General features: G+C 68.2%; 13 protein-coding genes. 6 read left to right on the forward strand and 7 right to left on the reverse strand.

The annotated features are described in order from the left end of the window. Positions 1-6: 6 nt before the first annotated feature. The 3 genes from ACG0Z3_RS06335 to ACG0Z3_RS06345 are packed head-to-tail and all read left to right on the forward strand — an operon-like array spanning position 7 to position 4,081. Positions 7-966, forward strand: coding sequence for a TolB family protein (locus tag ACG0Z3_RS06335; RefSeq protein ID WP_394396372.1), 960 nt, complete (start codon positions 7-9; stop codon positions 964-966). Then, a complete protein-coding gene (locus ACG0Z3_RS06340) occupies positions 963-2,528 on the forward strand; it encodes a polyamine aminopropyltransferase (protein ID WP_394396373.1) in 1,566 nt (521 codons plus the stop codon). Before ACG0Z3_RS06335 ends, ACG0Z3_RS06340 begins: the two co-directional genes overlap by 4 nt. Continuing rightward, positions 2,525-4,081 carry a flavin monoamine oxidase family protein gene (locus ACG0Z3_RS06345; RefSeq protein ID WP_394396374.1) on the forward strand — a complete coding sequence of 519 codons (1,557 nt, stop codon included), beginning with the start codon at positions 2,525-2,527 and terminating at the stop codon, positions 4,079-4,081. The genes ACG0Z3_RS06340 and ACG0Z3_RS06345 overlap by 4 nt, the downstream gene beginning before the upstream one ends. Here ACG0Z3_RS06345 and ACG0Z3_RS06350 read toward each other — a convergent pair. The 7 genes from ACG0Z3_RS06350 to ACG0Z3_RS06380 all read right to left on the reverse strand — a co-directional run bounded on the left by ACG0Z3_RS06350 (position 4,078) and on the right by ACG0Z3_RS06380 (position 10,388). Then, entirely contained in the window at positions 4,078-4,473 is a 396-nt protein-coding gene (locus ACG0Z3_RS06350; RefSeq protein WP_394396375.1) for a hypothetical protein, read from the reverse strand. The two genes, ACG0Z3_RS06345 and ACG0Z3_RS06350, sit on opposite strands and share 4 nt — an antisense overlap. 63 nt (positions 4,474-4,536) lie before the next feature. Then, positions 4,537-4,905 (reverse strand): adenosylmethionine decarboxylase, encoded by a 369-nt coding sequence (gene speD, locus ACG0Z3_RS06355; RefSeq protein WP_394396377.1) that lies wholly within the window; start codon positions 4,903-4,905, stop codon positions 4,537-4,539. A gap of 4 nt (positions 4,906-4,909) precedes the next feature. Further along, complete coding sequence (locus tag ACG0Z3_RS06360; RefSeq protein ID WP_394396380.1) at positions 4,910-5,167, reverse strand: MoaD/ThiS family protein; 258 nt, start codon at positions 5,165-5,167, stop codon at positions 4,910-4,912. Beyond that, positions 5,164-6,369 (reverse strand): molybdopterin molybdotransferase MoeA, encoded by a 1,206-nt coding sequence (locus ACG0Z3_RS06365; RefSeq protein WP_394396381.1) that lies wholly within the window; start codon positions 6,367-6,369, stop codon positions 5,164-5,166. Before ACG0Z3_RS06365 ends, ACG0Z3_RS06360 begins: the two co-directional genes overlap by 4 nt. Further along, positions 6,362-7,753, reverse strand: a complete 1,392-nt coding sequence (gene thrC / locus ACG0Z3_RS06370) for a threonine synthase (RefSeq protein WP_394396382.1) — start codon at positions 7,751-7,753, stop codon at positions 6,362-6,364. The genes ACG0Z3_RS06365 and thrC overlap by 8 nt, the downstream gene beginning before the upstream one ends. A gap of 14 nt (positions 7,754-7,767) precedes the next feature. Next, positions 7,768-9,087: a homoserine dehydrogenase gene (locus ACG0Z3_RS06375; RefSeq protein WP_394396383.1), complete on the reverse strand. Its 1,320-nt coding sequence runs from the start codon at positions 9,085-9,087 to the stop codon at positions 7,768-7,770. A gap of 74 nt (positions 9,088-9,161) precedes the next feature. Then, the gene (locus ACG0Z3_RS06380) at positions 9,162-10,388 is read right to left on the reverse strand and encodes a pyridoxal phosphate-dependent aminotransferase (RefSeq protein ID WP_394396384.1); all 1,227 of its coding nucleotides are present in this window, start codon (positions 10,386-10,388) and stop codon (positions 9,162-9,164) included. Positions 10,389-10,509: 121 nt separating this feature from the next. Between ACG0Z3_RS06380 and ACG0Z3_RS06385 the strand changes: the two genes are divergently transcribed. From ACG0Z3_RS06385 to ACG0Z3_RS06395, 3 genes are all read left to right on the forward strand, one after another. Next, on the forward strand, positions 10,510-10,884 hold the full coding sequence (locus ACG0Z3_RS06385; protein WP_394396385.1) for an Mth938-like domain-containing protein: 375 nt from the start codon (positions 10,510-10,512) through the stop codon (positions 10,882-10,884). Between the two features lie 129 nt (positions 10,885-11,013). Continuing rightward, positions 11,014-11,493 carry a peroxiredoxin gene (locus ACG0Z3_RS06390; protein WP_268165623.1) on the forward strand — a complete coding sequence of 160 codons (480 nt, stop codon included), beginning with the start codon at positions 11,014-11,016 and terminating at the stop codon, positions 11,491-11,493. A gap of 173 nt (positions 11,494-11,666) precedes the next feature. After that, positions 11,667-13,346 carry a PhoH family protein gene (locus tag ACG0Z3_RS06395; protein ID WP_394396386.1) on the forward strand — a complete coding sequence of 560 codons (1,680 nt, stop codon included), beginning with the start codon at positions 11,667-11,669 and terminating at the stop codon, positions 13,344-13,346. Positions 13,347-13,369 lie beyond the last annotated feature (23 nt).

Genomic DNA, 13,369 nt, shown 5'->3' on the forward strand with positions numbered 1-13,369 from the left:
CATGCCATGCCCCACGCCCTCCGCCGCCTCGCCCACGCCTTCACGCTGCTCCTGGCCGTCGCGCTGCCCGCCGCGGCCGCAGACGCGCCACCCGATGTCGCCGTCTTCGTCGCCCGGCTGGACCTGAAGGCCGGCACGATCAACGAGCTGCGCAACATCACGCCGACCAAGGGAAGTCACATCCAGCCCGCCTTCACGCCCGACGGCGCGGCGGTGGTCTACAGCGCTGGCCACACAGGCAGCTACAACGTCTACCGGCACGAGCTCGCCAGCGGCAGCACGACCGCCGTCACCCAGACGACCGAGAACCTTTACTCGCCCACCCCGCTGGCCGACGGCAGCGGCTTCTCGGCCATCCGCGTGGTCACGGCCGACCCGGCCTACGGCATCGAGATGCACCAGCCCTCGCTGTGGCGCTTCGGCTGGGATGGCCAGCCCGTGGCGCCCGTCGTGCCGGTCAAGCGCATCGGCTATCACGCGTGGATCACGCCAGAACTCATCGCCGCCTTCATCGTCGACGACGTGCCGCAGCGCAACCAGCACCGGGCCGTGCTGATAGACCGCCGCAGCGGCCAGCAGACGCTGTTGACCGACAAGCCCGGCCGCGCGCTGGGCCGCACGGCCGATGGCCGACGCGCGCTGTTCGTGGACCAGACCGACCCGCAGCGCTGGCGCATCAGCGCACAAGGCCCCGACGAGGCCACACCTCAGGTCCTGGTGGAGACGCCGCCGCTGCCCGAGGGTGACAAGCCCGCCAACCGGCCGCAGTACTTTGCCCGGCTGCCGGACGGCTCGCTGCTGATGGCGCGCGGCCACCTGTTCCTGCGCTGGGACGGTAAGGCCGGCAGCGGCTTCCAGCCCTTCGCCGACCTGCCCGCGCTGGGCGGCGCTGTGCGCAACATCGCGGCCAGCCCGGACGGCACGCGGCTGGCCGTGTCCGTGACGCTGACGCCACCCAAACCTTGAGCAACGCCGCCCCACCCACCACCGCCGCGCGCGTCTCCGCCGCCGAGGTGCTGCTGCTCGTCAGCGTGTTCTTCATCGCGGCCTGCGGCCTGGTCTACGAGCTGGCTGCCGGCGCGCTGGCGAGCTACCTGCTCGGCGACTCGGTGCTGCAGTTCTCCACCATCATCGGCGTCTACCTGTTCGCGATGGGGCTGGGCTCGTGGCTGTCGCGCTTCGTGGAGCGGCAACTGGTGGGCGTGTTCCTGCAGGTGGAGCTGCTGGTGGGCGTCATCGGCGGGCTGATGCCAGCGGCACTGTTCGCCGTGCACAGCCTGCTGCCGCCGGGCGCGGCCACGCCGTTCCGCGTGCTGCTGTATGCGCTGGTGCTGCTGGTGGGCACGCTGGTGGGGCTGGAGATTCCGCTGGTCATGCGCATCCTCAAGCGCCACTTCAGCGCGCGCTACGGGCTGAAGGACCTGGTGTCGCAGGTGCTGACCTTCGACTACCTCGGCGCGCTGCTCGTGGCGCTGGCCTTCCCGCTGGTGCTGGTGCCGCACCTGGGGCTGGTGCGCACGGGCGTGGTGTTCGGGCTGCTGAACGTGGCCGTCGCGGTGTGGGCGCTGTGGCTATTCCGGGCCGATGTGCGGGCGCGTGGCGCGATGGGCGCGGCCTGTGCGCTGTCCGCAGGCCTGCTGCTGGCCGCGCTGCTGGGCGCCGAGAGGCTGACGACCTGGGCCGAGGGCCGCTTCTACGGCGAGGACATCGTCTTCAAGCAAAGCAGCGCCTACCAGCGCATCGTCGTCACCGTGGGCGCTGGCGGCACCCGGCTGTTCCTGAACGGCAACCTGCAATTCCACTCGCGCGACGAGTACCGGTACCACGAGGCCCTGGTGCAGCCGGCCATGGCCGCGCATGGCGCGCCCAAGCGCGTGCTGGTACTGGGCGGCGGCGACGGCATGGCCGTGCGCGAGGTGCTGAAGTACGCCAGCGTTGAGCAGGTCACGCTGGTCGAGCTGGACCCGCTGATGACGACGCTGTTCCGCGACAACGCCAAACTCGCCGCGCTGAACGGCCATGCGCTGTCCAGCCCCAAGCTGCGCGTCATCAACACCGACGCCTTCGGCTGGCTGGAGCAGCAGACCGAGACCTTCGACATCATCATCATCGACTTCCCCGACCCGTCCAACTTCGCACTGGGCAAGCTCTACACGGCCAGCTTCTACGAGTTCGTGGACCAGCGCCTGAGCGCCGGCGGCTATGCGGTCGTGCAGTCAACGTCGCCGCTCATCGCGCGGCGCAGCTTCTGGACGGTCGTGGCCACGCTGGAGTCCGTAGGTCTGACGGCCACGCCGTACCACGCTCATGTGCCGTCCTTTGGCGAATGGGGCTTCATCCTCGCGTCGCGCCGCCCCTTCCGGCTGCCGACGCAGTTCCCGCCAGGGCTGCGCTTCATGAGCGCACAGACCCTGCCCACACTGCTGGACTTCCCGCCCGACATGGCGCGCGTGCCCAGCGAGGTCAACCGCCTGAGCAACCAGGTGCTGGTTCAGACCTTCGAGGAGGAATGGGGAGCGGTGCATTGAGGCGGCGCACGCTGCTGCTCGCGGGCGTGGCGGCCGCCGGCTGCACGCCCGACGCGCCCACGCTGCGAGGCGGCTGGGTCGGCACGCATCCCGAGCGCGGGCATCGGCTGCGTGGCGAGTTGCCGCGCGCAGACGGCCCGCTGCGCAAGACGGGCGTGCTCATTGTCGGCGCCGGCATCGCCGGCCTGGCCTGCGCGCGGGCGCTGAGCCAGCGCGGCGTGGATGACATCGCGCTGCTGGACCTGGAGGATCAGGCCGGCGGCAACAGCCGCGCGCACGCACTGGGCGGCGCACCCTGCCCGCTGGGCGCGCACTACCTGCCGCTGCCCGGCGCGGACGCGCACGAGGTGTCGCAGCTGCTAGCCGAGCTAGGCCTGTCACGCCAGCGCCTGGGCCGCACCGACTGGGACGAGCGCCACCTGTGCCACAGCCTGCAGGAGCGCCTGTTCATCGATGGCGCCTGGCACGAGGGCCTGTTGCCACCGGCCGACGACGCGGCCACGCGCGAGCAGTACCGGCGCTTTGCCGCGCTCGTCGCGCAGGCGCATCGCGACGCCGGCTTTGCGATGCCGACACGCCGCGCGCGCTGGACACCCGCCCACGCTGCGCTCGACGCACAGACCTTCGCCGCCTGGCTGGACCACCAGGGCCTGCACGACACACGGCTGCGCTGGTACCTGGACTATTGCTGCCGCGACGACTTCGGCGCCAGCGCCGACGGCGTGTCGGCCTGGGCAGGCCTGCACTACTTCGCCAGCCGCCACGGCTTCCATGCGCCGGGCGATGACAGCGCGGAGCGCGAGCCCGTGCTGACCTGGCCCGAGGGCAACGGCTGGCTCAGCCAGCGCATCGCCGAGCCGCTGCGCGACCGCCTGCACCTGGGCCGCAGCGTGCTGCGCGTGACCGAGACGCGCGACGGCATCGAGGCACTGGCCTGGAATGAGGCCGCCCACGCCCCCGAGCGCTGGGCCGCGCGTGCCGTCGTCATGGCGACACCGCTTTTCGTCAGCGCCCGGCTGCTGGCCGCGCCACCCGCCGCGCTGAGTGCACTGAAGCCAAGCTACGCGCCCTGGCTGACGGCCAATGTGCTACTGCGGGAGCCCCTGCTGATCCGCCCCGGCTTGCCATCCGCGTGGGACAGCGTGCGCTACGGTACGACAGCGCTGGGCTATGTGAACGCCCGCCACCAGTCGCTGGACCCGACGCCGCAGCCGCCGCTGCTGACCGCCTACCTCGCGCTGCCCGCCTCGCAACGCGGCGCCCTGCTGAGCCAGCCATGGCAGCACTGGGCCCAGGTCGTCATCGACGAGCTGGCGCAGACGCACCCAGATCTGCCAGGCCAGGTCGAGCGCATCGACCTGTGCCGCTTCGGCCACGCGATGAGCATCCCGACGCCGGGCCTGCGCGGCTCGGCGGCACTGGCCGCACTGAACGAGGCGGGCGGCCGCGTCGTTTTCGCGCACAGCGACCTGGCTGGGTATTCGGTGTTCGAGGAGGCCTACACGGCCGGCGTCGGCGCGGCGTCTCGGCTTTCGCTCGCAGCCAACGCCTAGCGGCCAACCCCTCTGTAGACCCAGATATCCAACGCAAACGCGCCGAAGAACAGCACCCATCCCAGCAATTGCGTCACGGCGGCAAATTTTCGATAGTTGGCCTCGTTAGCTCGCGTGTCGTAGTGATCGATCACCACGGACAACAAACTGGCGCCCACGCTGAGCATGGCTGCGCACATCAGCCACATTGGTACCCCATACAGATGCACGCCGGGGCCGCGCCTGCCCGGGATGTAGATGTCATCTTGGACGAAACCATAGATCGAGTACGCCAACAGAGGAACGGAGAACAGCACGTTTGAAATGCGCTCAGCACGGGGGATGTGGTTCGGCACATGGAGCTGCCCCTCGACAGCATCGACTCGACGTCGATGAGCGCGCGCTTCACTCACTGCGTGATCCAACTCATCGGCTGCTGAGTCATTCACAGGTGAAGGCTGCATCTATGTGCCGTGCTAGACCCCACGGGCAAGCCGCTGGACGCTCGCTATCGGCGCCTTGAACGCCGTCAGCAACGCGGCCATTAAGGCCTCGGCCTTGGCGCTGTTGTCGGCGCCGTAGTTGCAGACGTAGACGTCCAGCGTCACGCCGCCCAGTTCGGGCCAGGTGTGGATGGCCAGGTGAGATTCGGCCAGCAGGACGACGCCGGTGATGCCGCCCTGCTCGTCAGCCGCACCAAAGCGGTGGAACAGTTCGGCGACGCCACTGAGGCCCGAGCCCATGACGGCGTCGCGGCACAGCGACGCCAGCGCCACGGGATCACGCATCAGCGGCAGCGCCGCGTCGACGCCGCGCAGGTCGGCCGTCAGGTGCAGGCCGTTCAAGAGATCAGCCGCCGGTGACGGGCGGAAAAAACGCGAGCTCGTCGCCATCCGCCAGCACCGCGGACTCCGCGCACATCTTCTGGTTCAGCGCCGAGCGCACCGCACGGCCTGTGGCCAGCGCTTCGGCATGCGCGCCGCCGCGCGCACGCAGCGCCGCGCGCGCATCGGCCGCCGTGCTGCCGTCGGGCAGGGGCAGCACCTCGCCCTCGCCCAACTTCTCGCGCAAGGACGCGAAGAACTTCAAGCGCACGGTGATCGTCATGCCAGCAACTCCGAGAACGGAATGAAGCGCACGGCGTCCCCTGCCTTGAACGCCTGCCCTGCGGGGTTGTCCACCAGACCATCGGCCCAGAAGGCCGACGTCAGCACGCCGCTGCTCTGGTTGCCGAACAGCGCCAGGCCGCTCTCTTCATCCAGGCGCACGCGCAGGAACTCGCGGCGCTTGTCGGGCTTGGGCCATTCGAAGCCGGCGGGGATGCGATAGCCACGCGGCGCCAGGCGCGTGGCGCCCTGCAGCTTCAGCAGGAAGGGGCGCACCAGCACCAGGAAGGTCACGAGGCTGGACACCGGGTTGCCCGGCAGGCCAATGAAATGGGCCTCGCCGACTCGGCCGTACGCAAACGGCTTGCCGGGCTTGATGGCAATAGCCCACAGGTCCAGCCTGCCCTCGGCCTGAACGGCCGGGCGCAGGTGGTCTTCCTCGCCGACGGACACGCCACCGGAGGTCAGGATGACGTCGGCCCGGGCCGCCGCCTCGCGCAGCGCAGCGCGCGTCGCGTCGAGCTTGTCGGGCACGATGCCGAGGTCGACGACCTCACAGCCCAGGCCTTCCAGCAGTGCGCGCAGCGTGAAGCGGTTGGAGTTGTAGATGGCGCCGGGCGGCAGCGGCTCGCCGGGCATGACGAGTTCGTCGCCAGTCGAGAACACGGCCACACGCGGGCGGCGCGTGACGGCCAGCTGCGCCGCGCCGGCCGTGGCCGCGAGGCCCAGGGACACGGCGTCCAGCCGCGTGCCGGCCGGCAGCACGACGGCGCCGGCACGCACATCCTCACCGCGGCGACGCACATGGGCGCCGGCGGTGACGGGCTGCGTCACGCGCATCTGGCCGTCGACCAGCTCGGTGTGCTCCTGCATGACGACGGTGTCCGCACCGGCCGGCACCTGTGCACCAGTGAAGATGCGCGCCGCCTCGCCAGCGGCCAGCGGCGCGGGCACGCTGCCGGCGGGAATTCGTTGCGTAACCGGCAGCAGCGCGCCGGCATCGGCCGCTCGCAAGGCGTAGCCGTCCATCGCCGAGTTGTCGGCCGGCGGCACGTCGACCGGCGACACGAGGTCGGCCGCCAGCACGCGGCTGCGGGCCTCGGCGGTGGCGACCGCCTGCGTACCGGCCAGCGGCGTGACCTGCGCCAGCAGCGACGCGAGCGCGTCGTCCAGCGGAATCAGCGGCTTGCGGGGCTCAGACATGGGCGTGGATGTAGGCCTTTACCTGCTCCACATCGACCGGCATCACCTTGACGCGCTTGGGCAGGTCCTCGATGCCCTCCAGGCCGGCAGGCCGCGGCGGCTCGATGCCCAGCGCCTCGTGGATCGTGGCGGCGAACTTGGCCGGCAGCGCCGTCTCCAGCACCAACATGGTCACGGCCGGATCGTGCTGCTCCAGCGCAACCTTCAGGCCGTCGGCGGTGTGCGGGTCGATGACGATGCCATGCTCGGTGTACGTGCGGCGGATGGTGGCAACGCGGTCGGCGTGTGTGCTGCGGCCAGAGCTGAAGCCGAAGCCGGCGATCGCGTCATGCTCATCGCCCGTCAATGCGAACTGCGGGCTGGTGAAGATCTGCTTCACCCGCGCGCCATCGCGACTCAGCAGGTCGAACACGAAGCGCTCGAAGTTGCTGGCCTTCGAGATATCCATCGACGGGCTGGAGGTCTCGTGCGTGTCGGCCGTGCCGCGCGGACGGTAATTGCCGGTGCGGAAGAACTCGTCCAGCACGTCGTTCTCGTTGGTCGCAACGACCAGCTTCGCGATGGGCAGCCCCATCTGGCGCGCGACATGGCCGGCGCAGACGTTGCCGAAGTTGCCCGACGGCACCGTGAAGCTGACCTTCTCGGCGTTGCTCTTCGTCGCCTGGAAGTAGCCGGCGAAGTAATAGACGACCTGGGCCAGCAACCGCGCCCAGTTGATGCTGTTGACCGTGCCGATGCGGTGCTCGCGCTTGAAGGCGAGGTCGTTGGACACGGCCTTGACGATGTCCTGCGCGTCGTCGAACACGCCGTCGATGGCGATGTTGTGGATGTTGGCGTCCTGCAGGCTGAACATCTGCGCCTGCTGGAACGGGCTCATGCGGCCGTTGGGGCTGAGCATGAAGACCTTGACACCCTTCTTGCCGCGCATCGCGTATTCAGCCGCACTGCCGGTGTCGCCGGACGTGGCGCCCAGGATGTTCAGCGTCTCGCCGCGGCGGCCGAGTTCATATTCGAACAAGGCGCCCAGCAGTTGCATGGCCATGTCCTTGAAGGCCAGCGTCGGGCCGTTGGACAGGCCTTGCAGCGCGATGTGGTCGCCCAGCCAGGTCAGGGGCGTGATTTGCTCGGTGCCGAAGACGTCCGCCGTGTAGACGCGGCGCGTGATGGCGCGCAGGTCGTCGGCGGGGATGTCGTCGATGTAGAGCGACAAGATCTCGAACGCGAGGTCGGCGTAGGCCAGGCCACGCCAGCGCGACAGCGTGGCGGCGTCGACCTTGGGGTAGGTCTTGGGCAGGTAGAGGCCGCCGTCCGGCGCCAGGCCTTCGAGCAGGATGTCGGAGAAGCCGCGCTCGGTCTGGTCGCCGCGGGTGCTGATGTACTTCATGTCGGTGTCCGGCCTCAGGCCAGTTCTTCCTTGCGGATACGGACGATGGGCGCCAACACGGTCGGCAACCCCTGCATCTTGGCCAGCGCCTCGTTCATACGGCCTTCGGCGGTGTCATGCGTCAGGATGATGAGGTCGGTCTGGCGCTCGCCGTCGGCAGACTCGCGCTGCAGCACGGCGTCGATGGAGATGTCGTGCTCGGCCAGGATGGTGGTGATGCGCGACAGCACGCCGGCCTGGTCGGCGACGACCAGGCGCAGGTAGAAAGCGGTCTGCACGTCGGCCATCGGCAGCACGGGCGTGTTGCTCATCGCATCGGGCTGGAAGGCCAGGTGGGGCACGCGGTGGTCCGGGTCGGCGGTGGCCAGGCGGGTCACGTCGACGAGGTCAGCGACGACGGCCGACGCGGTCGGCTCGGCGCCGGCGCCCTTGCCGTAGTACAGCGTCGTGCCGACGGCATCGGCCTGAACGACGACGGCGTTCATCGCGCCCTCGACATTGGCAATCAGGCGGGTAGCCGGGATCAGCGTGGGATGCACGCGCAGCTCGAAGCCGTTGTCACGGCGGCGCGTGATGCCGAGCAGCTTGATGCGGTAGCCCAGTTGCTCGGCATACTTGATGTCGGCGGCCTGCAGGCTGGAGATGCCTTCCACGTGCGCCTTGTCGAACTGCACCGGCACGCCGAACGCGATGGCGCTCATGATGGTGAGCTTGTGGGCGGCGTCGACACCTTCGATGTCGAAGGTCGGGTCGCTCTCGGCATAGCCCAGGCGCTGGGCTTCCTTCAACACGGTGGCGAAGTCCAGGCCCTTGCCGCGCATCTCGGACAGGATGAAGTTCGTCGTCCCGTTGATGATGCCGGCGATCCACTCGATGCGGTTGGCTGTCAGGCCTTCGCGCAGCGCCTTGATGATGGGGATGCCACCGGCCACAGCCGCCTCAAAGGCGACGGTGACGCCCTTCTCACGCGCGGCTTCGAAGATCTCCGTGCCATGCAGCGCCAGCAGCGCCTTGTTGGCCGTGACGACGTGCTTACCGTTGGCAATCGCCTGCAGCACCAGCGTGCGCGCCGGCTCGATGCCGCCGATCAGCTCGACGACGATGTCGATGGCCGGGTTGTTGACCAGCTGCTGCGCGTCGCCGGTGCAGGGCACGGCGTCGCCCACGATGGCTTGGTAGGCCTTGGCGCGCTCGGCATTGCGGGCCGCAACCATCGCGATCTCGATGCCCCGGCCGGCGCGGCCACGAATCTCGGTCTGGTTGCGCTGCAGAACGTTGAAGGTGCCGGCACCGACGGTGCCGAGGCCGATCAGGCCGACTTGGATGGGCTTCATTGCAGGGCTTTCAGTCAATATCAGTTGGGGACAGAGCTGCTCGCTTCGCTCGGGCGGCCTGTCCCACCAGGTCTTCAGCTGGAGTGACGGCGGCGATAGCCCGCCAGGAAACGATCAATGCGGCCCACGGCTTCGCGCAGATCGTCGACATTGGGCAGGAAGACGAGGCGGAAGTGGTCGTGCTCGGGCCAGTTGAAGCCGGTGCCCTGCACGATGAGAACCTTTTCCTCGGCCAGCAGCTCGTAGGCGAACTGCTGGTCGTCGGCGACGGGGTACATCTTGGGGTCCAGGCGCGGGAACATGTACAGCGCCGCCTTGGGCTTGACGACGCTGACGCCGGGAATCTGCGTCAGCAATTCGTAGGCCAGGTCGCGCTGGCGGCACAGCCGGCCGGTGGGCGCGACGAGGTCGTCGATGCTCTGGTAGCCCCCCAGCGCCGTCTGGATGGCCAGTTGGCCTGGCGTGTTGGAACACAGCCGCAGCGAGGCCAGCATGTTCAGGCCCTCGATGTAGTCGCGGGCATGGCGCTTCTCGCCGCTGACCACCATCCAGCCGGCGCGATAGCCGCAGCTGCGGTAGTTCTTGGACAGGCCGTTGAAGGTGATGAACAGCACGTCGTCGGCCAGCGCAGCCATGCTGGTGTGGACGTTGCCGTCGTACAGCGTCTTGTCGTAGATCTCGTCGGCGAAGATGACGAGCTGATGCCTGCGGGCCAGCTCGATGATGCCCAGCAACAGGTCGTTGGGGTACAGCGCGCCGGTCGGGTTGTTCGGGTTGCAGACCATGATGCCGCGCGTACGCGGGCTGATCTTGCTTTCGATGTCCGCCAGGTCGGGCAGCCAGCCAGCGCCCTCGTCACACCGGTAATGCACCGGGCGGCCGCCGGACAGGCCGACGACGGCCGTGTAGAGCGGGAAGTCCGGCGAGGGAATCAGGATCTCGTCGCCATCGTTGACCAGCGCATTGATGGCCATCTGAATCAGCTCGGACGCGCCATTGCCCAAGTAGACATCGTCCACCGTGACGCCTTTGACGCCCTTTTGCTGCGTGTAGTGCACCACCGCCTTGCGCGGTGCGAACAGGCCCTTGCTGTCGGTGTAGCCGCCGGCATCGCCGAGGTTGCGGATCATGTCCTGCACGATCTCGTCAGGCGGCGTCAGGCCGAACACGGCCGTGTTGCCGATGTTCAGCTTGATGATCTTCTGGCCCTCCTCCTCCATCTGCCGGGCCTTGTCGAGCACGGGGCCGCGGATGTCATAGCTGACGCTGGCTAGCTTGCTGGACTTGGCGATGGGCTTCAAAAGGGGGCTCCGACGCAGCGGGGGCTGCAAGGCAAGGGGAACCCCGAAGTTTAAGGGCCGGGGCATGGGACTCGCCGTTCTGGGCGACACTCGCGGCCGGCCCTCTGCCCCGCGTTTTCAGATGAAGTTTCAGCTCGACGAGCCGCAAGGCGGCAACAGCATCTCGCGCCACGACACCCAGGGCGTCTGGGTCAATGGCAAGCCCCACACGGCCAGTGTGCTGGTGCCTTGGAAAGGCGAGGTCCACCCCTGGTCGCCTTCGCGCTTCGAGGAACTTCAGCCCGCGCATTTCGAAGCAATCCTGGCACTGAAGCCCGAGCTGGTCGTCTTCGGTAGCGGCGCCAGGCTGCGCTTCCCGAGCCCGGCGCTGTGGCGCGGGCTGGTGGAGGCTCGCATTGGCTTCGAAGTGATGGACATCGCCGCCGCCTGCCGCACCTACAACGTGCTGGCCAGCGAAGGCCGCAACGTGCTGGCGGCGCTGCTGATCGAGGGATGACCTCCGGCAGTCGGCCGGGGCCGAGGCCTTATAATGACAGGCTATTGCTTGCGGGCGCCCGCGTGAATTGCTGCACGGTTGGCACTCACGACCCGGAGACCCCGCGAGCTCAACTTGCTGCACCCCCCAATGACGCCTGCGCTCAACAAACCCCTGCCGGAAATTGAGGCTCAAGCCACCGGCGGCGTGAAGTTCACTGCCAACGCCTTCCTGGGCAAATCGGTCGTGCTGTACTTCTACCCGAAGGACAACACGCCGGGTTGTACCACCGAAGCGATGCAGTTCCGCGATCGCCACAAGGACTTCGTGAAGGCCGGCGCTGTCGTGTTCGGCGTGTCGCGTGACAACATGGCCTCGCACGACAAGTTCAAGCAGGCGCTGGAACTGCCGTTCGAGCTGATTGCCGACACCGAAGAGAAGCTGTGCCACATGTTCGGCGTGGTCAAGAACAAGATCATGTACGGCAAGAAGGTCAAGGGCATCGAGCGCTCGACCTTCCTGATCGCACCGAACGGCATCCTGGTGGGCGAATGGCGCGGCATTAAGGTCGCCGGCCATGTCGACGAGGTGTTGAAGGCCGTCAAGGGCCAGAAGAAGGAAGCCGCCTGAGGGCCTGACCTACGCCCGCGCTGACATCGCGGGCCATGGCTGGATGTGCATAATCGGCTCATGCCCCGGGCCGCATTCCAGACTCCAATTAAGAAGCCGCACTCATCCTGTGCGGCTTTTTGCTTTCTGGAGCCGGTTGCGCATGGGGTTCACCTTCCGCCGACACGCCGTACATGCCACTGCCCAAGCCTCCCGCACAACGCGCCAGCCGCCTCGATGCCACTGCTTACTCGGCCGATCTGACCCCCAGCAAATCCCGCGCGGCGCCTCGCGGCGCGCCGGCCACGCCCGCTGCCGCACCGGTTGCGTCGGCTGCGGCCCCGACAGCCGAGGTACTGCGCCTACCCACCCCCGCTGCCGCTGCCCCGGCCACCAAGCCCGCACTGCCGACGAAGTCAGCCAGCAAGGCTCCGGCCAAGGCCGCTGCGCCAAAACGCGCGCGCAAGCCGGCCGGTGCGGCCAAGCTGTTCGTGCTGGACACCAACGTGCTGATGCACGACCCGATGTCGCTGTTCCGGTTCGAGGAACACGACGTGTACCTGCCCATGATCACGCTCGAGGAGCTGGACGGGCACAAGAAGGGCATGACCGAAGTCGCCCGCAACGTGCGCCAGGTCAGCCGTGAGCTGGACCAGCTCGCCGCCAGCCTGAAGAGCAGCTCCATCGAGGAAATGGCCAAGGGCCTGCCGCTGGCCGGCACTGGCCACCGCGAGGCGGAAGGCAATCTGTTCTTCCAGACCCAGCTGATCGACACGCCACTGCCGCAAGGCCTGCCGCAGGGCAAGGCGGACAACCAGATCCTCGGCGTCGTGCAGGCGCTGAAGAACCTGCATCCGGACCGCGAAGTCGTGCTGGTGTCCAAGGACATCAACATGCGCATCAAGGCCCGCGCCCTGGGCCTGCCGGCGGAGGACTACCGCAACGACAAGACGCTGGAAGACTCCGACCTGCTCTACACCGGCGTGCAGGCGCTGCCCTCGGACTTCTGGGACCGCCACGGCAAGACCATGGAGAGCTGGCAGCAGGGCAACACCACGTTCTACCGGATCTCCGGCCCGCTGGTGCCCACGCTGCTGGTCAACGAGCTGGTCTACCTGGAGGCCCCGGGTGCGACGCCGCTGTACGCCAAGGTCACCGAGATCACCGGCAAGACGGCGGTGCTGCGCACGTTGAAGGACTACGGCAACCAGAAGCACGCCGTCTGGGGCGTCACTTCGCGCAATCGCGAGCAGAACTTCGCGCTGAACCTGCTGATGGACCCGGACTGCGACTTCATCACGCTGACCGGCACGGCCGGCACCGGCAAGACGCTGATGACGCTGGCCGCCGCGCTGGCCCAGGTGTTCGACGACCGCCGCTACAGCGAGATCATCGTGACGCGCGTGACCGTGCCCGTGGGCGAGGACATCGGCTTCCTGCCCGGCACCGAGGAAGAAAAGATGGGCCCGTGGATGGGCGCGCTGGACGACAACCTGGAGGTGCTGGCCAAGGGGGGCTCCACAGCCGGCGAATGGGGCCGTGCGGCCACCAACGACCTCGTGCGCAGCAAGATCAAGATCAAGAGCCTGAACTTCATGCGCGGGCGCACCTTCCTGAACAAGTTCGTCATCATCGACGAGGCCCAGAACCTGACGCCCAAGCAGATGAAGACGCTGATCACGCGCGCCGGCCCCGGCACCAAGATCGTCTGCCTGGGCAACCTGGCGCAGATCGACACGCCCTACCTGACCGAGGGCAGTTCGGGCCTGACCTTCGCGGTGGACCGCTTCAAGGGCTGGGCCCACAGCGGCCATGTCACGCTGGCTCGCGGCGAGCGTTCGCGGCTGGCCGACTTCGCGTCCGAAGTGCTCTGAGGCACCCCGCTCACGCACGGCGG

Source organism: Pelomonas margarita (assembly GCF_043555875.1).
Lineage (GTDB): Bacteria > Pseudomonadota > Gammaproteobacteria > Burkholderiales > Burkholderiaceae_C > Pelomonas > Pelomonas margarita.